The organism is Exiguobacterium sp. s59 (assembly GCF_018617475.1).
Lineage (GTDB): Bacteria > Bacillota > Bacilli > Exiguobacteriales > Exiguobacteriaceae > Exiguobacterium > Exiguobacterium aestuarii.
The window spans coordinates 20,047-42,032 of sequence record NZ_JACSKG010000006.1 but is presented as its reverse complement, the minus strand read 5'-3'; the positions used below and the strand labels follow the sequence as shown (position 1 = coordinate 42,032).

Annotated in this window: 20 protein-coding genes and 1 pseudogene; 12 read left to right on the top strand and 9 right to left on the bottom strand. The window is 44.8% G+C overall.

The genetic code is table 11. From position 1 onward, the window contains the following. Positions 1–3 precede the first annotated feature (3 nt). The gene (locus tag KNO91_RS12330) at positions 4–1,149 is read right to left on the bottom strand and encodes a Shedu immune nuclease family protein (RefSeq protein WP_214818211.1); all 1,146 of its coding nucleotides are present in this window, start codon (positions 1,147–1,149) and stop codon (positions 4–6) included. Between the two features lie 2,360 nt (positions 1,150–3,509). Here KNO91_RS12330 and KNO91_RS12325 point away from each other — a divergent pair. Together KNO91_RS12325 and KNO91_RS12320 are read left to right on the top strand one after the other, a co-directional pair. Beyond that, the gene (locus KNO91_RS12325; protein WP_214818209.1) at positions 3,510–4,097 is read left to right on the top strand and encodes a hypothetical protein; all 588 of its coding nucleotides are present in this window, start codon (positions 3,510–3,512) and stop codon (positions 4,095–4,097) included. Positions 4,098–4,180: 83 nt separating this feature from the next. Next, complete coding sequence (locus KNO91_RS12320; RefSeq protein ID WP_214818208.1) at positions 4,181–4,555, top strand: hypothetical protein; 375 nt, start codon at positions 4,181–4,183, stop codon at positions 4,553–4,555. 14 nt (positions 4,556–4,569) lie between these two features. Here KNO91_RS12320 and KNO91_RS12315 read toward each other — a convergent pair whose 3' ends face one another. After that, positions 4,570–5,079 carry a hypothetical protein gene (locus KNO91_RS12315; RefSeq protein WP_214818207.1) on the bottom strand — a complete coding sequence of 170 codons (510 nt, stop codon included), beginning with the start codon at positions 5,077–5,079 and terminating at the stop codon, positions 4,570–4,572. A gap of 150 nt (positions 5,080–5,229) precedes the next feature. Here KNO91_RS12315 and KNO91_RS12310 point away from each other — a divergent pair, with 150 nt between their 5' ends. Continuing rightward, positions 5,230–5,376, top strand: a complete 147-nt coding sequence (locus tag KNO91_RS12310; RefSeq protein ID WP_214818205.1) for a hypothetical protein — start codon at positions 5,230–5,232, stop codon at positions 5,374–5,376. A 58-nt stretch (positions 5,377–5,434) separates the two neighbouring features. Here the strand turns inward: KNO91_RS12310 and yfkAB are convergent. Continuing rightward, a pseudogene (gene yfkAB / locus KNO91_RS12305) lies at positions 5,435–6,079 on the bottom strand (radical SAM/CxCxxxxC motif protein YfkAB); the annotation flags it as partial. A gap of 85 nt (positions 6,080–6,164) precedes the next feature. On the opposite strand from yfkAB, the gene KNO91_RS12300 reads away from it, so the two are divergent. From KNO91_RS12300 to KNO91_RS12290, 3 genes are all read left to right on the top strand, one after another. Beyond that, positions 6,165–6,374 (top strand): hypothetical protein, encoded by a 210-nt coding sequence (locus tag KNO91_RS12300; protein WP_015880867.1) that lies wholly within the window; start codon positions 6,165–6,167, stop codon positions 6,372–6,374. Next, complete coding sequence (rlmD, locus tag KNO91_RS12295; RefSeq protein WP_214790532.1) at positions 6,371–7,747, top strand: 23S rRNA (uracil(1939)-C(5))-methyltransferase RlmD; 1,377 nt, start codon at positions 6,371–6,373, stop codon at positions 7,745–7,747. Before KNO91_RS12300 ends, rlmD begins: the two co-directional genes overlap by 4 nt. A 92-nt stretch (positions 7,748–7,839) precedes the next feature. Further along, positions 7,840–8,247, top strand: a complete 408-nt coding sequence (locus tag KNO91_RS12290; protein ID WP_251125702.1) for a cytidine deaminase — start codon at positions 7,840–7,842, stop codon at positions 8,245–8,247. Between the two features lie 31 nt (positions 8,248–8,278). Here the strand turns inward: KNO91_RS12290 and KNO91_RS12285 are convergent, their stop codons facing one another. After that, positions 8,279–8,485, bottom strand: a complete 207-nt coding sequence (locus KNO91_RS12285; RefSeq protein WP_214790529.1) for a hypothetical protein — start codon at positions 8,483–8,485, stop codon at positions 8,279–8,281. 118 nt (positions 8,486–8,603) lie between these two features. Between KNO91_RS12285 and KNO91_RS12280 the strand changes: the two genes are divergently transcribed. Then, on the top strand, positions 8,604–8,891 hold the full coding sequence (locus tag KNO91_RS12280) for a hypothetical protein (RefSeq protein ID WP_214796431.1): 288 nt from the start codon (positions 8,604–8,606) through the stop codon (positions 8,889–8,891). A gap of 23 nt (positions 8,892–8,914) precedes the next feature. Here KNO91_RS12280 and KNO91_RS12275 read toward each other — a convergent pair whose 3' ends face one another. The 5 genes from KNO91_RS12275 to KNO91_RS12255 all read right to left on the bottom strand — a co-directional run bounded on the left by KNO91_RS12275 (position 8,915) and on the right by KNO91_RS12255 (position 13,980). Next, entirely contained in the window at positions 8,915–10,306 is a 1,392-nt protein-coding gene (locus tag KNO91_RS12275; protein WP_214818203.1) for a sensor histidine kinase, read from the bottom strand. Then, on the bottom strand, positions 10,303–10,992 hold the full coding sequence (locus tag KNO91_RS12270; protein ID WP_214796432.1) for a response regulator transcription factor: 690 nt from the start codon (positions 10,990–10,992) through the stop codon (positions 10,303–10,305). The genes KNO91_RS12275 and KNO91_RS12270 overlap by 4 nt, the downstream gene beginning before the upstream one ends. Positions 10,993–11,160: 168 nt before the next feature. Further along, a complete protein-coding gene (locus tag KNO91_RS12265) occupies positions 11,161–11,727 on the bottom strand; it encodes a GNAT family N-acetyltransferase (RefSeq protein WP_214796434.1) in 567 nt (188 codons plus the stop codon). A 177-nt stretch (positions 11,728–11,904) separates the two neighbouring features. Continuing rightward, on the bottom strand, positions 11,905–13,059 hold the full coding sequence (locus tag KNO91_RS12260; RefSeq protein ID WP_214790520.1) for an amidohydrolase: 1,155 nt from the start codon (positions 13,057–13,059) through the stop codon (positions 11,905–11,907). 12 nt (positions 13,060–13,071) lie between these two features. Further along, entirely contained in the window at positions 13,072–13,980 is a 909-nt protein-coding gene (locus KNO91_RS12255) for a TIGR01777 family oxidoreductase (RefSeq protein ID WP_214818201.1), read from the bottom strand. A 145-nt stretch (positions 13,981–14,125) separates the two neighbouring features. Here KNO91_RS12255 and recX point away from each other — a divergent pair, with 145 nt between their 5' ends. The 5 genes from recX (at position 14,126) to KNO91_RS12230 (ending at position 21,928) form a co-directional block, all read left to right on the top strand. Next, a complete protein-coding gene (recX, locus tag KNO91_RS12250; protein WP_214790516.1) occupies positions 14,126–14,938 on the top strand; it encodes a recombination regulator RecX in 813 nt (270 codons plus the stop codon). 48 nt (positions 14,939–14,986) lie between these two features. Then, positions 14,987–16,627: an L-lactate permease gene (locus KNO91_RS12245; protein WP_214790514.1), complete on the top strand. Its 1,641-nt coding sequence runs from the start codon at positions 14,987–14,989 to the stop codon at positions 16,625–16,627. 320 nt (positions 16,628–16,947) lie between these two features. Continuing rightward, entirely contained in the window at positions 16,948–18,672 is a 1,725-nt protein-coding gene (locus KNO91_RS12240) for an ABC transporter ATP-binding protein (protein ID WP_214790512.1), read from the top strand. A 22-nt stretch (positions 18,673–18,694) separates the two neighbouring features. Beyond that, positions 18,695–20,740, top strand: coding sequence for an ABC transporter ATP-binding protein (locus KNO91_RS12235; RefSeq protein WP_214818199.1), 2,046 nt, complete (start codon positions 18,695–18,697; stop codon positions 20,738–20,740). Positions 20,741–20,749: 9 nt separating this feature from the next. Then, complete coding sequence (locus tag KNO91_RS12230) at positions 20,750–21,928, top strand: RtcB family protein (RefSeq protein ID WP_214818197.1); 1,179 nt, start codon at positions 20,750–20,752, stop codon at positions 21,926–21,928. Positions 21,929–21,986 lie beyond the last annotated feature (58 nt).

Below are 21,986 nucleotides of genomic sequence, written 5' to 3'. Positions count from 1 at the left end.
AAGTTATTTGTCTTGTTCTAATAAGTCGATGAAGTTTTTAACTTTCTCAAATAGTTCATCAAAGGTCATCAAAACAACACTTCCTAATTCTTTTCTATAAAACTCAAATGAATGCTTCTGAGGGACTGTTGTAAGTGAGTCTAATCTTCCTGCTATAACAACACAGCAAGGACTGATTGAATCGAATTTTACATCCTTCCCTTGTTCTCGCATATCATCTCTAATATCTCTATAAGTTCTTTGTAACTTATGTTTGTATTGCAAGACCTGTGACACTGCACCTGCTATGTGTGGATTGATTGGGTAAATATTATTTCTGTACTCTTTACTAGATAAAAGTTTTTCTTGAGGAGTTTTGATCTCTATTAGAACAGAATCATCAGAGAAAGGGTTTGCTAGTAAGAAATCCACTACTTTCCCACCTTTGTTATCAAACCCTTTTCCACCTACATATACCTCAGAGTCAATCATCACTGTAGGAGTAGAGAATATCTGAGTGAGTATCCAAGAGTGTTCCTTCAAGACATCCTGCCAAAACTTCTCTAACTGATCTTCATCTTTGTTTTCTTCCCAAATGGTGTATACTTTTTTCAATTTCGCCAGTCCTACTACACTATTGATTCTGTCCAGATCAGTAACATTGAGACTATCTAACTTTCCTACCACTTGTTCAATGTCATCTTTTCCAGAAATCCACTTCAATACCTTTTCAATCAGCCCACTCTTCTCGATTTCAAGTAAGTCATCTATCAAGTATTCATTATCAGAAAACATTGTAAGTAGTTGTTCAACTTTTTCTCTATGTCCAAAGAAACTATATCTTGAGCTCTCTACCCCAAAGTCATTTAGAACTATATTGCATTGTTGTATCCCATCAATAAGTTTTTTAGTTTCAGAAGTACTTAATTTCATCTGAGTCCACTCGCCAGCTCTCAGACTATTACTATTCAATTCAGTGTATCTTTCCCAATCTTCATTAGGCTTTTTTCTGAGGCAGACAATTCTTCCATTGACTCCATAGTCACCTGTAACTTTGTCATCAATTAATTTTGGAAGAAAGACTAATTTAAATTTGCTGTTTTCTCGCAGGACTATCTCGCTTCCATCAGCAATAGATAAGGATTTCTGAGTAAATTCAATAGTGTCCATTAGATACCTCCATAAGGTTGTTTGACTGAGTGACTGAATGATTAAGTTATTGACTGAGAATTACAAGTATTTCCTTATGGAATACAGTTTAACAGCTAAATTGTCAAAAGTTCAGCAGAATACAGAAATATTTTTTGAGAGCTGCAAAGATCAGTGGAAACCTCAAAGTATTTTTTGTTGTAGAAATTTTTTGTACATCTCTCTCCCCACTCTCCTACCCCCTGTTCCCCCATGGGGAGGGAGGGTCTGTCTCAAAATCACCCGAAAAAGAGACAACAGAATCTAGTCTGAGTGCAGACACAACAATCAGTGTTCAAGCAGTCTCAAAATCTTGTCTCTTTAAATAAACAGAACACAAAAAGAAAAACAGACAGAGTGCTGAGACTCTGCCTGTGATTATTCTTTATTCAATTCAGCAAGCAGATCAGTAAGTGATTTGTCCTCAACAGTCTGATTAACTTCTTGAACATCTTTAAGTCTGCCTTGGTTCTTCAACACTAACTCAATAGCTTTTAGTTTGTTCCCAGCATTTACTTTGTTGCTGTTGATAACCTTGTTATTTCTAAGGCTGTTTACAGTAAAGTGCAAAGTAGAAACCAATTCACTCAGGGGCTATGAAGTGAGGCGAGGTTTGGAACTGACTTAACCTGCATCTGTTTAAAATGATGTCCCCAGTAACTACTCTTGCATCAACCAATATAGGGTAATTCAATAATTTTTATATTGTACATACTCCTGATTTCTTGGGATTTTCGAACTATTTCCACATAATCAAACTCTTAATTTTTGGCTATATAAAGCCATTTACCAGCACTTTACTTCAATAAAGCAAAACACAGAAAATCCAAGTCCTACTTTGATTATTGTCTTTTTCAGATAGGTTCAGTTTAAATTCTTATCTAATTTACAACAGTCAGGCAGGTGAATAACTATAGTTTATTACAACTTCCCAGGGCATCTCACACATTCTTAAACCTTCTATAATTCAATGTTATACATCTATGTATCATCTCCATTTGGACAGCCTTATATCGCCTTCTACAGCCTTATAACTTGGTATGGTGATAGCCCTCTTTAGACACAAAAAAAGCCCTCCTCTATCCAGCAAAGGATAAAGAAGGGGGAGACAGATAAAGTACTTTGAGAGCGGTCTATAAGAGTATTTAATTTAGTTTGAGCATTAATCTGCTCACAATTATGTATAACTATATCGAGAGTAATTAATTGTCTAGATCATAGCATTGCTGTATTCCATCTATACAGGCTTTACACATGATTTGAAAAAGAATCTGACATGACTTAGCTAGTCTGTGAATGCTTCTCGAACCCTTTTTAACCTGAAAACCCCCTCCTTTATCCCGATGTACAAAACAGGACAAGGAAGGGGTGGGCAGAACAAACTAGACTTGGAGAGAACTGACTGTCTAATAAAAGTTAGTTGTAAGGGCATCTATATTAAATTGTTTAAGCAGTTACCTGCTCATTCTTATAGGCATCTGAAACAAAAATATTCAAGTGGACAATATGACAGTGATCTACCAATAGTTTCATGATGAAACAAGAGTCTAAAACATTTTTGAGCAGGATATAGATATAAAAAAAAGCCCCCGCTCAATTTCTAGAATAGAGCAGGGGTGAGAGACAAGATTATGTAAGGAGGTTTAATTAATTTCTTTGTTATTTTTGTTGTTTATAAATATATATATCTTTAACAATGTATTTATTATTAGGGGCTTTAGCCCATGAGCTTTAGCTCATCATTGTTTTTAACTGTATCATGATTCTGGAAACAGAATAGACTTATCCTTTATTACATACCTATTTTTATTTAACTTATTTCTTTTTTAACTTTTAGTTATAACTGTTATTAACTGTTTTTCTCATATATATGTCTGGCTAAAAGGGTGCTATTAAAGTAAATCAAAGTTTAAAATTTTGTTACATTTTTTATAAAGGCTTACAAATGGCTTATTAAAGCCAATTTCAGTGTGTTGATACTTTGCCACTGATGACACCAAAATACTTTAAAGATTTTTGTAAAATTCTTAGTTAAATGGTTCGACTGTATCATATTGATACATAATCTATTTACAGTATCATTTTGAGACATACAGGATTGCAAATGATTCTTAAGTGATTTTATTCGAATGGTTACAATGTAACTTTTACAGAGCGAATCTTTTACTCCATTCTACTCATCCCATCAATTCTTCTCCCTAAAAAAATTTGAGGTAATTTGCACAAGAAAATGAATTAAAGCACTTGATATCCCTGCTCTTAGCTAATCTAGTAACTGCTAAAAAAGACCCTCACATTGAGGGGGGGATTTAGCCTTAGAATCTTTTTGGAGGGAACTATAAATGAAAGAAAAATTAGTTGAAGAAGTAGAAGTGAAATTAGAGGCTCTTGAGGCTGTAGCAAAAGCTATTCAAACGCAGGAAGAGGAAATTGAACAGTTGGTCCAACAAGGCAAACAAGAACTTGCAGAACTATCTGCTGAATGGCATAGTCAACAAAATCTTTTAGAAACTGCTCCTGATCTGAAGACTGCAAGAGAGATTCAAGCTGTAAAAGAGAGCATTGAAAAAGACATTACACTTCAAAAAGCAATCAATGATAACAAGATTAGGACTGCTGTACATGGTATTGATGATTTAACAGAGGATTTTAGAAATGCTTTTTACTTAGTCCAAAAAGCATATACAGCACTTGATACAGAAGTTTCCCAGACTATTAACCTTAGGACACTTAAAGAGACAGAAGAATTAATGAAGCAGATTAGTAGCAGGGCTGGCAATGTACTAAGGGATTTCAATAGGACACTTATTAGGCAGGGAATCATTAAACAAGGAGATGTACTCTATAAAGGGTTGCATCTATCACAAGCTCCTTTAAATGCTTATTCTAGCTATCAGAAAGTAATCAGCAGACTCAAAACAATGGTTTAAGAGATATTAATTATTCTTTTAAGGAGGGCTTAGCAGCTCTCCTTTTTGTTTTACATATAAAACTCAAAAAAGGAGAAGTTATGATGGAAGATAAGGATATTATTGTGAATGATATTGAATACAACAGAAATATGAATATTGAATTTGATAAGTGGATGGATTCAGGGGATAAAGCAGAGAAATATCCTCAAGAACTTTACTCCTTACTCAGGGATAGAGTTGGAAGCACAATTAGTGGCTTTAATATTGGTGCAGTTATGTATATGCATGAGCATGAAATGAGGTTTAATCAAATCAAAAAAATAATCCCTGGAATCCCGTTGTCAGTTTATAAGAGCATTGTATCAGGCAGGATTAATCTAGAGGCTGTACACTTGTATAAGTGGTTGAGAGAGAACTATCCTGAACAGATTGAAGCCTTGTACAATATCTTTTTAGATTCAAATAAAAGTAATTAAAAAGTATCTTCATTTTACGAAGATACTTCAAAATCGTTACAATTTTCTTGAAGAATTTTAATTGTATCATTAATAAGAATGACTACTTCATTTCCTTTTTCAGATAAATTAATTGCACCCTCTATAAAAATAGTATTTGTAGCATTAGTCAAATGGACATTTGCATAGAAAGATTCTGCTTTTTCTACAAGTGTTGGATAATTAATCATACCAATAATATCAGAATGCCGACTCCACTTATATGAATGGAAATTTGAAATAAATTTTACTTCGCTGAAAACTAGCCTATCTACTTCCTCTTCCTCTAAGAATATCCGAAACATTTCAGCTTGATTTATATTGTGGGTTATCTCCATTTTAATTGAGTTCAAAGCTAATAATCTTGCTTCTAATTTATTCTCAGCGTCAATTAACTTCTGATTTTCAGATTGCCTCTTTACTTCGTAATGCGAACCGAGTAAAGAGAAGACTCCTCCAACTATAGCTCCTATTAACCCTGATAAAAATTCTGTAGAAAATAACATTTGTCTCACCCTCATTTTCATAAAGTATATAATAGTAAAATTTTCGATATTACTTCATAAATAAACACATATAATATATTAGCTTTAATAGCATAAAAAACCTCTATCTCTCTAATTATAGTCCTGAGAATAATCAGGGAGGAATCAGATATGGAGAATCAAAAGCCTTATAGTAAGATTGCTGAATTGTTGGGAGAAGAACAGCCTGAGAAGATTCAGATCATAAATGGAGTTACTGTAGTGGAAGAAGGGGAACTGAATATTAAGAAGTTTATCCAGTTGGCAGAGAGGCTATAAATGGCTTCACTGCCTTATTTTTTAGGCTTTTTTAATGACATGATATTCCTGTCATCAGGTACATGGGGTGCACTTCATGACGTTGGCAACCGAGTGAGACGATTTCTTCGTGAATTTCTTTTAGGTGAGGAATCGTCCGTTTGTTGATCATCGTCTCTGCTGACACGATGATTCCTTCAGCCGTTAAGGCACGGGCGTTATCTTTCATCGTTTGAAGCATTTTTAACCGCGCCTCTTCACTCGGTTTCCGATCCATCATCGCGAACCCACCTTCGAGGAAATCGGCATCGGTGCCCCAGTTATGCGAAATGTGCAAAACGTCCAAGTAAGGGGTAATAAGATGATAGCGAGATAACGGTAGCGTCAAGTTCGAGTTGATTTGCGTACGTGCCCCACGTTCTTTCGCATAGCGTAATAACGGAACGACATAGTTGCGGACCGATTTCATCGATAACATCGGTTCACCACCTGTGATGGAGAAGGCGCGTAAATGTTCGATTTCATCTAATCGTTGAATCAACAGTTCGAGCGGGACTTCCGGTTCTTCTGTTTGATCGAGCATATAACCGACCGCACAATGCTCGCAGCGCATATTACACAGTTTTGTTGTTGTCACTTCGACGTTGGATAAGACGAGTCGACCATGTTCGACTTGGTCGAGATAGGCTTCCCAAGGGTCGAAGGTTGGGGAGATGTTTTGCATGTGGATTCCACCTTTTCATCAAGTTACACGAAATAGTATGCTATAATAGCAACTCTTTGTCACGAACCAAAGGAGCGATTACAAGATGGGTAAATCACGTACAGATACCGCCGGAAAGATGAACGTCCTAAAATCGAGAACGGAATTGCTATGTCTATCAGTCAATACGCTAGACGAGCATACGACACCTGAAGATTTACATCGCCTGTTAGCCGACATTGATTCGTTGCGCGCCAAAGTTGTGCGTTACGCCAAAGACCTAGAACAATCGTCTCGAAAGGATGAATCAGATTGAAATTAATTACAGGAGATTTTAAAGATGTCACAGTCGAACGACTTGGCATAAATGGAGAGGGCATCGCGACGATCAATCGCATGGTCATCTTCATTCCAAACTTATTGCCGGGAGAACGAGCAAAAGTCGAAATCACACGTGTCGAGAAAAACTACGCGGAGGCACGCGTCGTCAAGCGTGATAACGACTCAAAGGACCGCGTCAAAGCACCTTGTCCGATTTACGACGAGTGTGGTGGGTGTCAAATCCAACATATGAGTTCACGTCTACAGATGGAGTATAAGGAAGAAATCGTTCGAAACGCCTTCCGTCAAAAGACAAAACTGAACGTGGAGAAATCGGATATCCGTCCGACAATCGGCATGGATGACCCGTGGTACTATCGCAATAAATCACAATTCCCGCTCGGCACACGCCGTGGGGAGATTGTATCTGGACTTTACAAACCGAACTCGAACCATCTCGTGCCAATCGAGCACTGTATGGTTCAACAACGTGACACGACGAACATCAACAATGCGATTGTCCGTATTTTAAACGAACTCGACATCCCCGTCTACGATGCACGCCGTGACACGGGTTATGCTCGGACGGTCGTCGTGCGTTCAGGTTACAAAACGAATGACGTACAAGTCGTATTGGTCGTCGGACACGAAGATGTGCCGGACTTAGATGAATTAAGTGATCGGATCATGGCATTGCCCAACGTCGTCTCATTCCATATCAACATCAACGCAAATCGCTCAGGTGTGATTTTCGGATATCGGACGGTCCATATCGCAGGTCAAGAGAAAATGGATGAACAGCTCGATGACGTTCATTACCATCTGTCACCACGCGCATTCTTCCAGTTAAATCCGGCACAAACAGAAAAGATGTATCGTGAAGTCGTTGAAGCTGCAGGGCTTACGGGTGAAGAACGTGTCATCGACGCCTATGCAGGTGTCGGTTCAATCGGTCTTTGGTTGGCGCCATACGCGAAAGAAATTCGCGGGATGGAAGTCGTCCCAGAAGCGGTTGAAGATGCGAATGATCATATGCGTGAAAATGGCTATAACCATGTCACATACGTCGAAGGACGTGCCGAGCATTGGATCCCACGTTGGGTGAAAGATGGCTGGATTCCTGACGTTGTTGTCGTCGATCCGCCGCGTACGGGTATGGATCATCAATTGATCAACTCGATTATCTCGTCGAAGACGAAACGAATCGTTTACGTGTCATGTAACCCACAGACGCTCGCGCGAGATGCCGATCAGTTGATGAAAGCGGGATACAAGGTCAATTATGTTCAACCGTATGATATGTTCCCACAGACGTCTCACGTCGAATCGGTCGTCGTGTTCGAGAAAAAGAAAAAGAAAAAATATTGACGAGTCCGTGAAAAGGCTTGTCAAGTAAGCGTTTTCACGTTATAGTTCAGATGTCAGACTTCTTCTCAAATATAGAAGTGGAGGAACATCCAATGATTTCACAAGAACGCGTACAAGAACTCGTGCATAAAGCCATTGAAGCGCGCAAACGCGCCTATACACCGTATTCTAAATTTAACGTCGGTGCCGTTGTCATCGATGCATCGGGTAAAGAAATCACAGGCTGTAACGTAGAGAATGCTTCGTACGGACTATCGATGTGTGCTGAACGAACAGCCATTTTCAAAGCAGTCTCGGAAGGTAGTGACTCGATTGAGACAGTTGTGGTTGTCGGAGACACGGAAGGTCCGATTTCACCATGCGGGGCTTGCCGTCAAGTCATCGCCGAATTCGCGGGAGAGGATTTCACCTTAATTCTCGCAAACTTGAACGGTGACACAAAAGTGATGACAAAAGAAGAAATGCTACCTTACGGATTTTCACCGAAGGACTTAACGTAAACAAGCTGCGGACGATTCGTCCGCAGCTTGTTTACTTGTCTTTATATTTCTTTTCACTCACCGAGTCATCTTTGGAGTGACGTTTGTTCTTCTCGTCCTTCATCCGTTCATTCAACTCTTCGACGGGAATCGGGTCGACGGTTTGCATGCCGTCCTCATCGAAAATACTCTCTTTGTCCGTATCGACAGCGTCCGGATTATCGAACGGACGCTTCGAGGTAGGTCGTTTCTTTTCCATCCAATCGCCTCCTTCCCCCTAAGGATTCCACTCCTTGAAATGTTGTAAACGTTTTCGGTTTGGGTTTTAAGATGATGAAATGGTGGAATGAAGACTTCATAGTGAAGGAGGGGACAGGATGGATCGTAAAGTATTGATGGGGATTGTACTTGGTGTCGCAGGCGCAGCACTCGTTGCACCAAAAGTGGCGGCACTGCTATCGCAACGTGAGGAAGAAGACACGTGGCAAAAGATGGACGAGCGGGAGAGTGTGGATGCGGATCAGGATGAAGCGGAGCAAGGTCTCACACAACTTGATTCGAGTCATCGTGCCGAATGGCAGGCGAACGGATACCCGCAGACACATGCAGAACGAGAGCGGCTTGAACAAGAGTCGGCCAATCAATATAAAGGAAAAGACATTTAAAAGGCAGCCTCGGGGCTGCCTTTTTACATATCGAACGCTTCTTCTGGTAATAGAGGTAAGCCGACCGTAACAGTCGTTCCTTGTCCAACTTCTGAGCTGAAGTGAAGCGATCCTTCATGTCGTTCGATGATATGCTTCGCAATGGCCAAACCGAGACCGGTCCCACCATCTTGTCGTGTCCGTGATTTATTAACGCGATAGAAACGCTCCGTCAATTTGTCTAAATCTTCTTTCGGGATACCCCGACCTTCATCGCGTATTTCCGTGATCGCATAGTCCGTTTCGGCAAACGTCTTCACATAAATCGTCTTGCCCGCCTCTGTGTAGCGGAGGGCATTATCGAGAAGGTTACCGATGACTTGTTCGAGTCGGTCATGGTCACCCAGAATAATCAAATCAAAGTCTAAATCAGATTCGATCGTCACACCTTTTGCCCGAGCAATCGGTTCGAGACGATAGAGGACGTCTTCGAGCACTTGTGAATAAACGACAGGTTCTTTTGTCATTGGATAGGAATCGCGCTCTAACTGTGCGAGGTCGAGTAAATCCGTGACAAGGCGCTGAAGTCGGTTCGTCTCGTTTTCGATAATGTCATAATATTGGGCCCGTGTTTTTTCATCCAACGTATCATCTTGAAGCATCTCGGTGTACCCGCGAATGTAGGAGAGTGGGGTACGGAGTTCGTGACTGACGTTAGCGAGAAATTCTTTTCGCTGTTCTTCGACGAGTCCGAGCGATTCCGCCATCGAGTTGAGCGTATCTGCCAACTCACCGATCTCATCATCGTACACAATCGGGATGCGGTGTGAAAAATCACCTTGTGCATACACTTGAGAGGCGCGTTTCATCTGAATGAGCGGTTGGATGATCGTATCGATAATCTGTTTACCGAAAATGAGCAAGTTCACAATCATGAGGACGAGTAAAAACGTGATCATGAGCCGAATCGGTTGGAATGGCTCACTGATTTTACTGAGTTCCATGTAGAGGATCAGCGCATTATCGAGCTCCCCGTCTCGTATGAGTGGGAAAGCGGTCATCAAAATGTCGACGTCCTCGGTCGGGTGCTTTCGCGTGACAGAAATCGCATACCCGTCCTGGAGGCGTTCGAGATCTTGTTGCCGTAGAAACGTCTTACCGGAGCCGAGTGTATCCTCTCGAACCGAGGAGAGAAACACTTTCGTTTCGGTCAGTTCGTTCGTATATGTCATGCTGTCGGCGAACGCGTCAGAGAAACCGTCGGCCTTATAAATCGTGACGAGTTTCTCTCCGCGATTGATGAGCAGTTCTTCTTGCGTTTGAATATAAAATTTGTCGTACAAATAGAACGTCATGATCAGAAACACGAACGCTGAGAAGAGGCTGGCTGTCCAGATGGTAATCCAAATCCGCTTCCGGATCGTGTATCGCTTCATACGTTTGCCTCGAATTTATATCCGATGCCCCATACTGTTTGAATGTAACCTCCAGCCTCACCGAGTTTTAGGCGTAGCGTCTTGATATGCGTATCGACTGTGCGGAGATTGCCGTGGTATTCGGTTCCCCAAATTTGATCGAGTAGCTGTTCACGAGAGAACACTTTTTCGTCGTTTGTGATGAAGAGGTAGAGTAAATCAAACTCTTTTCGAGTCAAGTTGACCGTTTTCCCTTTCACGCTGACGGCGCGACCTTCGATATCGATGGAGAGAATCCCGACGTCAAACGTCGCTTCTTGTTCTTTTGAAAAGCTGTGTGTACGACGTAACGTCGCTTCGATGCGAGCGAGTAGCTCGCGTGGACTAAACGGTTTTGTGATGTAGTCGTCTGCCCCGATTTTTAAACCATGGATGCGGTCGAGTTCTTCCGAGCGTGCTGTCAAGAGAATGATCGGAACGTTCGAAAACTCACGGATGCGCATGCAGGCCGTCAATCCATCAAGTTCCGGCATCATGACGTCTAGTAAGACAAGGTGGAACGTCTCTTCTTTTAAGCGTGCGATCGCTTCAAGACCGTTTGAGGCGGTGACCGTCTCATACCCTTCTTTTTCTAAATTTGATACAAGTAAATCTCGCATTTGTTCTTCGTCATCAGTTACGAGGATACGAAACATTGATTCTGACATATGCCATTCTCCTTTACGAAACGGTTAACGAGAGTTGTGATGAATCCCTCATACCTTTATCATACCTATCTCTTCGAATTAGAACAGATTTATTCGGCTCCGACAAGTTACCTCCATCAAATCCACACAAAAACGCCACAAAAAAGCCAATTCTTTGACAGAATTGGCTCATGCTTCGAGTTGTGCCTCGTAAGGGACTTCGTATTCTGGGATGTGAAGGGCATGCAAGTAAAGCTGAAAGCTCGACTTGGATACTTCATATAAAACATATTCAACATCACCTTGGTTGATTTCGGCGAGCAGTTCAGAACGAATCTCGTTCGCGCAAAACGCGTACGGGAGTTTCTCTGCTGCAGCAATCGAACGTTCATTTGATTTGCGAATCTTTAAGAACACACTTTCAATGTCAAGCTCGAAGAACAGTTCTGAGAAGAACGCTTCTTTCGCAACTTGATTATAACCTTTGCCGTGATACGGCTTGCCAAGCCACGTGCCGAGGAATCCATAACCGGATTCGACATCGAACAAGCTGATTGTCCCAATCGGGGTGCCATACTCGTTCGTGATGGTACGTGAGATGATATTTCCTTGCTCCTCTAGCTCGATGATTTGCTTCGTGCTAAATAAAAACTCGTCAAAGTGGACCGTCTTTTGACGGACATACGGAAAGACATCTGGGTGTTGCATCAGTTCGAACAACTCCGCGCAGTCGGTTAGCTCACGAAATTTGAGCACCTTTACATTCCTCCTCCTATTTCAGACCGCTGAAGAATAGTCGTAACGAAAGCATACTTCTGGCTTCGCTGTTCGAACCGCCTTGGCTGCTTTATGAAGTTACAAGATAATTTTATATAGTATTTTTAAAAAAGCAAGTAAATTATGCGTAAAAACGCTTATGAAAAATAATGAAAATTATTCGACCTCATGATGCGTTTCGGCACGGTCTGTTTTATAGACAACTTCACCGTTCACGATCGTCATAATCGGCTTCGCTAAGTAGTCGAGTGGGAAGTGATTCCACAACACGAGATCAGCATCTTTTCCGACTTCGAGGGAGCCGATTCGGTCGGCGACACCCAACGATTCGGCGGGATTGATGGTGATCCCGCGTAACGCGATGTCGACGGGTAGCCCTTCACGCGCAGCAAGTCCAGCGCACAAGTTCAAATATTGGACCGGCGTATACGGATGGTCAGTCGTAATCGAGACGATCATGTCGTGCTCATGGAGGATGCGATACGTCTCCCACGTCTTATTTTGAAGTTCGATTTTCGACTTTCTCGTAAACGTCGGGCCGACGGTGACGTGTTTCACACCGAGTTCCTGTAATTTTTCCGCGACGAGGTGACCTTCCGTACAATGCTCGATTCGATAGTCGAGGTTGAACTCTTTTGCAAAGCGTACGACAGATAGGATGTCATCAGCGCGGTGCGCGTGCACACGAATTGGCATTTCGCGGTCGAGGGCGAGTTGAATCATCTGACTCCCGAACGTACCAATCGTCTTCGTCGACCCAACCGTGCGAAACGCCTCGCGGAGCAAGCCCATGATTCCCATCCGCGTCAAGTCACCCGTTTTCCCCATACTGTGAATGCGTTTCGGGTTTTCACCGAGCGCCATCTTCAGTCCTGCGTGACGGCGGACAATCATATCGTCAATGTAGCGACCGTGCGTTTTGATGACACTTGTCACACCACCGATGACGTTCATGCTTCCAGGCATGACCTGAACAGCGGTCACGCCAGCCATCAGTGCTTCTTGAAATCCTTCGTCGAGCGGATAGACGCCATCAATTGCACGAGCGTGAGGTGTCATTGCTTCGACCGTTTCGTTTGCGTCGTTTCCGACAGAGCCGGTCCCTTCATCATATAAACCGAGGTGGGTATGGGCATCAATAAAACCAGGGAATAAAAAGTTTCCTTCCGCCTCGATGACGTTCTCATTGTCCATTGGGTCGAGTAATTCGGCCATTTCGACAATCTTGCCATCACGAACACGGAGGTCTCCGTAAAAGTGGGGGGCGGTAATCGGATAAATATGGGCGTTTCGAATAAGTAAGTGACTCACGATTCATTCTCCTTAAGCATCTTGTAATAGGTTTTTTAGTGCGGGTTCTAACGTGTCATATCGGAAATCGAAGCCATGTTGCAGCGCTTTTGTCGGAACGACTTTCGCACCTTCTAGGACGATGACGCTCTTTTCACCGAGTGCGAGTTTCATCATTGGGGCTGGTGCGGGAATCCAGTGAGGACGATGCATCACTTTCGCAATCGTCTTCCCGAACTCATTCATTGTCACCGGCATAGGGGCAGTCCCGTTTACAGGACCTTCGATTGTGTCCGTTTCGATGATATGCACGAATAACCGAACGAGATCATCTAGATGAATCCATGGGACCCACTGCTCTCCTGATCCGATTTTACCACCGACCCCGAACTGATAGGGGAGTTTCATTAATGGAAAGGCACCTCCGTCATTTGATAAAACGACGCCAGTACGCATCGTCACGAGACGTACTCCTAAATCGCGAATCGGTTCAGCCTCCTGTTCCCAGAGAACGCAAACATTCCCTAGGAAATTGGTTCGTGTCGGTAATGGGGTTTCCTCTGAATAGGTGATCGAGCGATCTTCACCGTATATGCCGATCGCCGAGCCGCTCACGACGACTTGTGGCTTTTGTTTTAACTGTTGAATGATGCGGACGACTTCTTTTGTCCCTTCGATTCGGCTTTGAAGGATCGCTTGTTTCTGTTTATGGGTCCAGCGTCCGTCATTGATTGACGCCCCGGCTAAATGGATGAACGCGTCCGTTCCTTCGAGCTCTTCTTCGGGCTTGCTGTTCGGTGTCAACCATTCGATGAATGATACCCCGCGATGGCGGGGGCGTGGATGACGTGTCAACACGACGACTTGATGACCGGCATCAGCCAATGCACGGACGAGCGGTTGACCGATCAGTCCGGTTCCGCCAGTGATTGCGATTTTCATGAAATTCCCTCCGATATCATGTGTTGTTTCTAAAATGGGTATAAGTCAGTATATCCAGATGAATACCCTTTCTTCTAACTTATCAAAAATCCTTTACGTTTCCTGAACGTGATATGTTAGAAACATAGAATGGAGGGGAGTCGTTATGAAAATTGCGAAGTTCACGACCCAACAAAAAAATAAAGACCGATTGAACGTATTCATTGAACGAGAGGGGAAAGAAGAGTTTGCGTTCGCCATCGATGTCGACGTGTTCATTAAGTATGGACTCACAAAAGGGATGGAACTCGAAGACGATTTTGTACAAGACGTGCTCGAGGCGGAAGAGTCACAGAAGGCTTATAAGTTGGCCGTCAATTATTTATCGTATCGAATGCGTGCGATTTCAGAGGTACAAGACTACCTGATGAAGAAGGAGTTAAGCGAGACTGCCATCAAACATGCCATCACACGACTGAAAGAGCAACGTTATTTGAATGATGCGGAATTTGCGAAAGCTTATGTCCAAACCAAATTCAACACTAGTCCAAGTGGGCCAATCAAAATCAAACGTGAGCTCGAACAGCTCCGCATTCCACCCGACGTCGTTGAGTCGGTATTGACATCCATCACACACGAAGAACTCGTGGAAAAGGCCGGAAAGTTCGTAAAACGGAAACAAATGGAAACAAATCGTCGTTCTGCCACAGAAGTGCAACAAAGAATTCAACAAACCCTGATGCAAAGGGGGTTTACCTTTGATATTATTTCAGAGGCGATTCAAACTTTTTGGGAAGAAGAGGACGAAGATGTCGAAATTGCGGCGTGTTTAAAGCAGGCTGAAAAGTTGAATCGGAAGTTCAGCGGGTATGATGCGTTCGAACGCAAACAGCGCATGAAGATGCAGCTTCGGCGTAAAGGATTTCCGTATGATGTGATTGAACGTACGTTAGATCGGATCGCTGAACAAGAATCGTGATGGGACATCTGTTTACGGTAGGGGAAAACACGAAAAGGTGGGTCTACATTGACGATTTTAGAATGGATTACAGCACTGACACCGATTGTGGCCGTGCTCATCTTATTGGTAATTATGCGTTTACCTGCATCGGTAGCCATGCCCTTGTCACTCGTGACGACGGCAATTTTAGCGTTCTTCGTTTGGCAATTGGATGCGACTCGAATCATGGCAGCGACACTACAAGGACTCGTCATTGCTGTGACGACAGTTTGGATTGTCTATGGTGCGATTGGAATGATGAATACGATGAAAGAGGGGGGCGGCATGAACGCGATCCGCTCTGGATTCGTCAACATCACACCCGATCCGCGTATTCAAGTCTTGATTGTCGGTTGGTTGTTCGTTTCATTCATTGAAGGGGCATCAGGATTTGGGACACCGGCAACGGTTGCGGCACCACTCTTGATTGCGCTCGGCTTTCCACCGATTGCCGCTGTCGTCATCGCACTGTCTGCGGACGTATCCGCCGTCACGTTCGGTGCAGTCGGGACACCGGCACTCATCGGGATTGGGAATGGTCTTTCGCTAGACGTGAACCAACCTGAGTCGATCGCCTTTTTGACAGAGGTTGTTTTACAGACCGTATTGATTGATATGGTCGTCGGTCTATTCATCCCGTTCATTCTGATTTTGATGTTAACGCGCTTCTTCAGTAAGGAAAAATCGATCAAGCCGGCACTCGAAGTATTTCCAATTGCGATTGTTGCAGCACTGTTATACAGTGTACCGGCCTACATTTGGACACTCATCCTTGGATTTGAATTCGGTGGGATGCTCGGTGGACTAACGGGTCTCGTCATACTCGTCGCAATGGCTCGTAAAGGGATTCTCATGCCGAAGCGCGTATGGACGTTCGATGGGTATGCGGATGAACTTGAACCATCTACTGAAAAAGTAACGATAAAATCGAACACGCGTGAACTACCGCAATGGAAAGCGTGGGCACCTTATCTCATCTTGACGATTTTCTTAGTTCTCACTCGTACGGTACCGTTCTTGAATGAACTGTCTCGCAGTGTACGAATCAATCTACCGAATATTTTAGGGGTAGAAGGGATTTCAACGTCTTGGGAACCGTTCTATTCACCAGGATTCATGTTCATCTTGACGATCATCGCAACATTCTTCCTGCACAATATGAGTTGGTCGCAAGTGACGTCGGTCTTTAAAGCGACGACGTTTGGAATCGTCGGTACAGTCATCACATTAGCGGCTTCTGTTCCGATGGTTCGTATTTTCATTCACTCCGAAAATGGAGGTGCTGGACTTGCGTCTATGCCGGTCGAACTCGCGACGGCAGCTGCCGACACGTTCGGGGGAGTATGGCCACTCGTTGCACCGTGGATTGGGGCCCTCGGCGCCTTCGTCTCAGGCTCAGCAACCTTCTCGAACATGATGTTCTCGAGTTTGACGACGAACGTAGCGGAGTCTGTCGGACTCGATAATACGCTCGCCTTATCGATGCAGATGGCCGGGGCGAATGCGGGGAATATGATCTGTGTGTTAAACGTCGTAGCGGTCGCATCCGTTGCCGGACTGCTCGGTAAAGAAGGGACCATCATTCGTTACACGCTCATGCCGATGATTTATTACGTCACGGCAACAGGGGTCATTGGTCTCATTTTGGGCATGTTTTTCTTAAACTAAATCAAGTTACAATTTTTTTACAAAATAATATTGACAATTTTCAGAACAGTCTGCTAAGGTTTGAGTAGATTTTAAAACTATGAAACGAGAGGAGCCAGAATGATGAACAACATTGCACTCACAAACACACTCAAAACATCATATGGCTACTCGTATTTAACTGCGTGACTTTGGCAGCTGGATAGGGGTAGTGTCCTTTCCCTGACCATGCAAAAGATTGAAGACTACTTCAAGCGCGCTTCATTTGATTGGTTGCACAATCAGGTGGAGTGCGCTTTTTTGCGTGCTTAGATGGATTGGACGAAAGGGGGAAATCAGTCATGAAACTGATTAAACAATTGGATTGGTTTATTAAAAGACAGAAACGGACGTATTTGATCGCCATCATCTTACTCATCATCACGGGGGTCGTGGATATGCTACCGCCGTGGATCATCGGACAGGCGATCGATGCGATTCGTGAAGGAAGCTTGACGACAGAACGATTGATTCTCATCGTGTCATCGCTTCTAGGCATCATGGTGTTATCTTATGTGATGTCGTATTTGTGGATTGCCCGACTATTCGGGACAGCCTTTTTACTTGAAAAGAAATTGAGAGGTCGCTTTTTCGGTCACCTCCTCAAACAGACGCCGCGCTTTTATCAACAACATCGTACGGGTGACTTGATGGCACTCGCGACGAATGATTTGAAAGCGGTTGAACGGACAGCCGGGTTTGGGGTCATGACATTGGTTGATTCGTTCAACATGACACTCATTGCGTTAACAATCATGGGTGTGTTCATCGATTGGAAGTTGACGCTCGCGGCACTCTTGCCGATGCCGATTCTCGCCTGGTCGATGAATAAACTGGGAAGTCAAATCCATACACGCTTCACGGCAGCCCAGGATTCATTTGGGGTGATGAACGACCAAGTCGTCGAGTCGATCTCAGGTCTTCGCGTCGTCCGTTCATTCGTTCAAGAAGAAGCGGACACGAAAAAGTTTGATGACATCACAGACGATGTCATGGCGAAAAACATGCACGTCGCAAAAATCGATGTATTGTTTGAGCCGGTCATCAAACTACTCGTCGGACTCAGTTATTTGATCGGGCTCTCATTTGGGACGTATCTCGTCTTTACGAACGACATCACGCTCGGTCAACTCGTCTCGTTCAACATTTATTTAGGGATGCTCATTTGGCCGATGTATGCGTTTGGTGAACTCATCAACGTCGTACAACGGGGGACGGCAAGTTTGGAGCGGATCGAATCGACGATGAACGAGGTGCCGGACGTTGCCTCTACGGGTACGATCCAAATCGACGTTCCAGAGAAAATCACATTCAAATCGCTCTCGTTCCGTTACCCGAACGCGAATCGTGATGCGTTAGAAGACATCGTGCTACACGTCTCGCGTGGTGAGACGATTGGGGTCGTCGGACCGACCGGGGCCGGGAAGACGACGTTATTGCGCCAGTTGCTTCGAGAGTATCCAATCGACGATTCACTTCTCGTGAACGGCGTACCGATTTCGGACATCAAACTCGAAACCGTACGGGGTTGGAGCGGATATGTATCACAAGAACATCTCCTGTTCTCGAAGACGGTCCGCGATAACATTCGCTTCGGCGTAGATGATGTATCGGATGAAGCGCTTGAGATGGCAATCCATCTTGCGGCGTTTGATACGGATATCGAGCATTTAGAGAATGGTTTAGATACGGTTGTCGGAGAACAAGGTGTCATGCTATCGGGTGGACAGAAACAACGTTTATCGATTGCACGAGCATTATTAAAAAATCCTGAGATTTTACTCCTTGATGATTCGCTCTCGGCGGTCGATGCGAAGACAGAATCACGCATCATCGATTCGGTTCGCACGAGCCGTGAGGCGAAAACGACGTTTATCGTCGCGCACCGTCTTTCTGCGGTGGCACACGCTGACCAAATTCTCGTCCTTCAAGACGGGCGTGTCACAGAACGTGGCACACATGACCAACTGATGGAACGTCACGGTTGGTATTATGAACAATTTATTCGACAAGGAGAGTCGGAGTAATCCGGGAAAGGGGGAATCTCTCATGATCGATCAATATGAATTAGATCCAGTCCGTCGGAAGAAAACGATCCGTTCACTTGTTGGGTATGCCAAACAAGTGAAACGCTCGATCTTCCTCGGATTGACATTACTCTTTTTAGCGGTCGGCGCAGAACTTGCCGGGCCGTATATCGCCAAAATCATTATCGATGAGCATATCGTTGCCATCGAACGTGATTGGGTTCAAGTCGAGTCTGGCGGTAGCGTTTCCTTTGATGGAAACTCGTACGAGAAAGAAACGAGGCTTGACGGGCAAGACGTGGTTCAGCCCGTCTCCATCGTGCAAACGACGGACGGATACTATCTCGTACCTGAGGCAGTGATGAGCGGGGGGATCCGAGATGTCGAAGGAGACGTGCTGACGATTACACGAGGTGATGAGACGGCGACATATGACAATATCGTCTCACTCTCATCGACTGACGTGTTCCAGTTTTATCAGACAGATTTAAGAGCAGTGCTCATGCTGTCTGGTCTCTATGTCGTCCTGTTGCTACTCGCAGCCGGATTGAACTGGGGACAACAGATGCTCTTGCAGCGTTCGGCTCATAGTATCGTCAAGACAATGCGTCTCGACGTGATGAGGCATCTGCAAACGATTCCGGTACGTTATTTTGACCAGACGCCGATCGGGAAGATTGTCAGCCGTGTCACAAACGACACGGAAACGATTCGGGACCTTTATTTAGGAGTACTTGCCCGTGTCTTCCAAAGTGTCGTCATGATGATTGGAGTACTCATTGCGATGTTCTTCCTAGACGTACGTCTTGGATTCGTCTCACTCATCATCATCCCGGTCGTCATCGTCTGGATCAAGTTGTTCCAGCGCTTCTCGACAAAAAATAACTTCCGTGTCCGCGCACTCGTCGCGGATATGAATGCACAGTTGAATGAAAGCATTCAGACGATGCCAATCATTCAATCGTACGTTCGCGAAGATCTCGTTTACGACGAGTTTAATGAGAAGAACAGTGACAACTTCCAAACGAGAAGAAAACTGTTGAAATTAGATGCATTGATGAGTCATAACTTGGTCAACTTCTTCCGAAACATGGCGCTCGCATTACTCATCTGGTTCGTCGGGGCGCAAACACTCGGTGGGGGAAGCATCCTGACACTCGGGATTTTGTATGCCTATATCGATTACGTCTCACGGATTTTTGAGCCGGTGACACAAATCATGAACCAGTTGTCGCCACTTCAACAGGCGCTCGTCTCGGCCGATCGGATGTTCCAGTTGCTCGATGAAAAAGGAGAGCCGGTCTCATCGGATCGTATTCCACGCTTTAAAGGGGAAGTCGTCTTTGATGATGTGACATTCAGTTATGAGGCAGGGAAACCGGTGTTACAACAAATTGAGTTACATGCAGCACCAGGTGAAACGGTTGCCCTTGTCGGACATACCGGCAGCGGGAAGAGTTCGATCATGAACTTGCTCATGCGTTTTTATGACCCGTCGAAAGGCGTTCTCCGCATCGATGGAATGGACGTGACGACACTTCCGACGCAGGCGGTTCGAGACCATCTCGGGATCGTCTTGCAAGACCCGTTCCTATTCACCGGAACGATTCGTACGAACGTCACGCTAGGTGACGAGACCATCACGGACGAACAGGTGTGGAAAGCGTTGACGGCTGTAGGGGCGGATCGTTTCGTGAAACAGTTGCCAAAAGGAATCGACGAACCGGTGATTGAACGTGGTGCTTCCCTGTCGAGTGGGGAACGACAGTTGATCAGCTTCGCTCGCGCCCTCGTCTTTGACCCGGCCATCCTCGTGCTCGATGAGGCGACAGCGAGTGTCGACTCGGAGACCGAGGCGCTGATTCAAGAGGCACTCAAAACACTCACGTACGGTCGAACGACGTTTGTCATCGCCCACCGACTCTCTACGATTCGGGAAGCGGACCAGATTCTCGTTCTCGACCATGGTCGGATTATCGAGCGCGGGAATCATCAGTCGCTCATCGAATTCGGTGGTGTCTATGCCCGAATGCACGAATTACAAAGTAAGCAACAAGCGATCAGCTAAGGAGGTCACATGGAAATCACGGGGAAATATAACCGCGCCAAAGTATTCAATGAAAGAATCGACGATATGACGCGGAATCAGATTCAAACCCTTCTTGACCAACCGTTCACCAAAGGGGCATCGATTCGTATCATGCCGGATATGCATACTGGGAAAGGGTCGGTCGTTGGCACGACGATGACGATTCACGATAAAGTCGTACCGAACTTGGTCGGTGTCGATTTAGGATGTGGGATGCTTTGTACTGAAATCAAAGTAAAACGAATCGACTTTCAGCGACTCGATGACGTGATCCGTGAACTGGTACCGAGCGGGATGAACATTCGCGAGACGGTTCATCCGTATGCGTCTGAACTTCCGCTTGAAGCGGTTCGAGCGCCGTATAAACTCGACCGCGCCTTGCGTTCGGTCGGGTCGCTCGGCTCGGGGAACCATTTCATTGAAGTGAACCGGGATGAAGAGGGGCGAACGTTTCTCGTCATCCATTCGGGTTCACGCCATCTCGGGGTACAGATTGCCGATCATTATCAAGAGCGAGCAATCCAACACATGATGGAAACAAAAGATATAACAGAAGAAATCGAGCGGTTGAAAGCAGTTGGACGACAGCAGGAGATTTCGACTTATCTCGAGACGGAACGAGAAGCACGGAAACCATTCCGGGATTTGGCTTATGTCGAAGGGGAGGACATGGACGATTACATGCACGACGTACGAATCGCCCAACAATACGCAGCGGCGAACCGTCGAGCGATGACGGATGTGATTGTGGAAGCGATGAAGTGGAACGTTGTCGATCAATTCGACACCGTTCATAACTATATCGACCACGATGCGATGATCCTACGTAAAGGTGCCATCTCCGCGCAAGAAGGAGAGCGTGTCATCATTCCGATGAACATGCGAGACGGTTCGCTCATTTGTACGGGGAAAGGGAACCCGGACTGGAACTTCTCTGGTCCTCACGGAGCAGGTCGGATCATGTCCCGTTCGGCCGCGCGCAAACGCGTCGATTTCAAAGAGTTCAAACGTACGATGGAAGGCGTATGGTCGACATCGGTTCGACCGTCTACGGTGGATGAGTCACCATTCGTCTACAAATCGATGAAAGAGATTGTTCGTTACATCGAACCGGCGGTCAGTATCGACCAAGTCATCAAACCATTGTACAACTTCAAGGCGAACTGAGTGGGTTTTCACTCAGTTCCGCCTTTTTCTTTTTTTCGGAAAATCTGATACGCTTACA

What these genes read in the sequence shown, in the direction of transcription:
- KNO91_RS12315 (WP_214818207.1), bottom strand. Translation starts at nt 5,079, where the DNA reads ATGTTATTTTCTACAGAATTTTTATCAGGGTTAATAGGAGCTATAGTT.
- KNO91_RS12270 (WP_214796432.1), bottom strand. Translation starts at nt 10,992, where the DNA reads ATGTCAGAATCAATGTTTCGTATCCTCGTAACTGATGACGAAGAACAA.
- KNO91_RS12310 (WP_214818205.1), top strand. Translation starts at nt 5,230, where the DNA reads ATGGAGAATCAAAAGCCTTATAGTAAGATTGCTGAATTGTTGGGAGAA.
- KNO91_RS12330 (WP_214818211.1), bottom strand. Translation starts at nt 1,149, where the DNA reads ATGGACACTATTGAATTTACTCAGAAATCCTTATCTATTGCTGATGGA.
- KNO91_RS12290 (WP_251125702.1), top strand. Translation starts at nt 7,840, where the DNA reads ATGATTTCACAAGAACGCGTACAAGAACTCGTGCATAAAGCCATTGAA.
- recX (WP_214790516.1), top strand. Translation starts at nt 14,126, where the DNA reads ATGAAAATTGCGAAGTTCACGACCCAACAAAAAAATAAAGACCGATTG.
- KNO91_RS12280 (WP_214796431.1), top strand. Translation starts at nt 8,604, where the DNA reads ATGGATCGTAAAGTATTGATGGGGATTGTACTTGGTGTCGCAGGCGCA.
- KNO91_RS12325 (WP_214818209.1), top strand. Translation starts at nt 3,510, where the DNA reads ATGAAAGAAAAATTAGTTGAAGAAGTAGAAGTGAAATTAGAGGCTCTT.
- KNO91_RS12320 (WP_214818208.1), top strand. Translation starts at nt 4,181, where the DNA reads ATGGAAGATAAGGATATTATTGTGAATGATATTGAATACAACAGAAAT.
- KNO91_RS12275 (WP_214818203.1), bottom strand. Translation starts at nt 10,306, where the DNA reads ATGAAGCGATACACGATCCGGAAGCGGATTTGGATTACCATCTGGACA.
- KNO91_RS12285 (WP_214790529.1), bottom strand. Translation starts at nt 8,485, where the DNA reads ATGGAAAAGAAACGACCTACCTCGAAGCGTCCGTTCGATAATCCGGAC.
- KNO91_RS12255 (WP_214818201.1), bottom strand. Translation starts at nt 13,980, where the DNA reads ATGAAAATCGCAATCACTGGCGGAACCGGACTGATCGGTCAACCGCTC.
- KNO91_RS12240 (WP_214790512.1), top strand. Translation starts at nt 16,948, where the DNA reads ATGAAACTGATTAAACAATTGGATTGGTTTATTAAAAGACAGAAACGG.
- KNO91_RS12235 (WP_214818199.1), top strand. Translation starts at nt 18,695, where the DNA reads ATGATCGATCAATATGAATTAGATCCAGTCCGTCGGAAGAAAACGATC.
- KNO91_RS12300 (WP_015880867.1), top strand. Translation starts at nt 6,165, where the DNA reads ATGGGTAAATCACGTACAGATACCGCCGGAAAGATGAACGTCCTAAAA.
- KNO91_RS12230 (WP_214818197.1), top strand. Translation starts at nt 20,750, where the DNA reads ATGGAAATCACGGGGAAATATAACCGCGCCAAAGTATTCAATGAAAGA.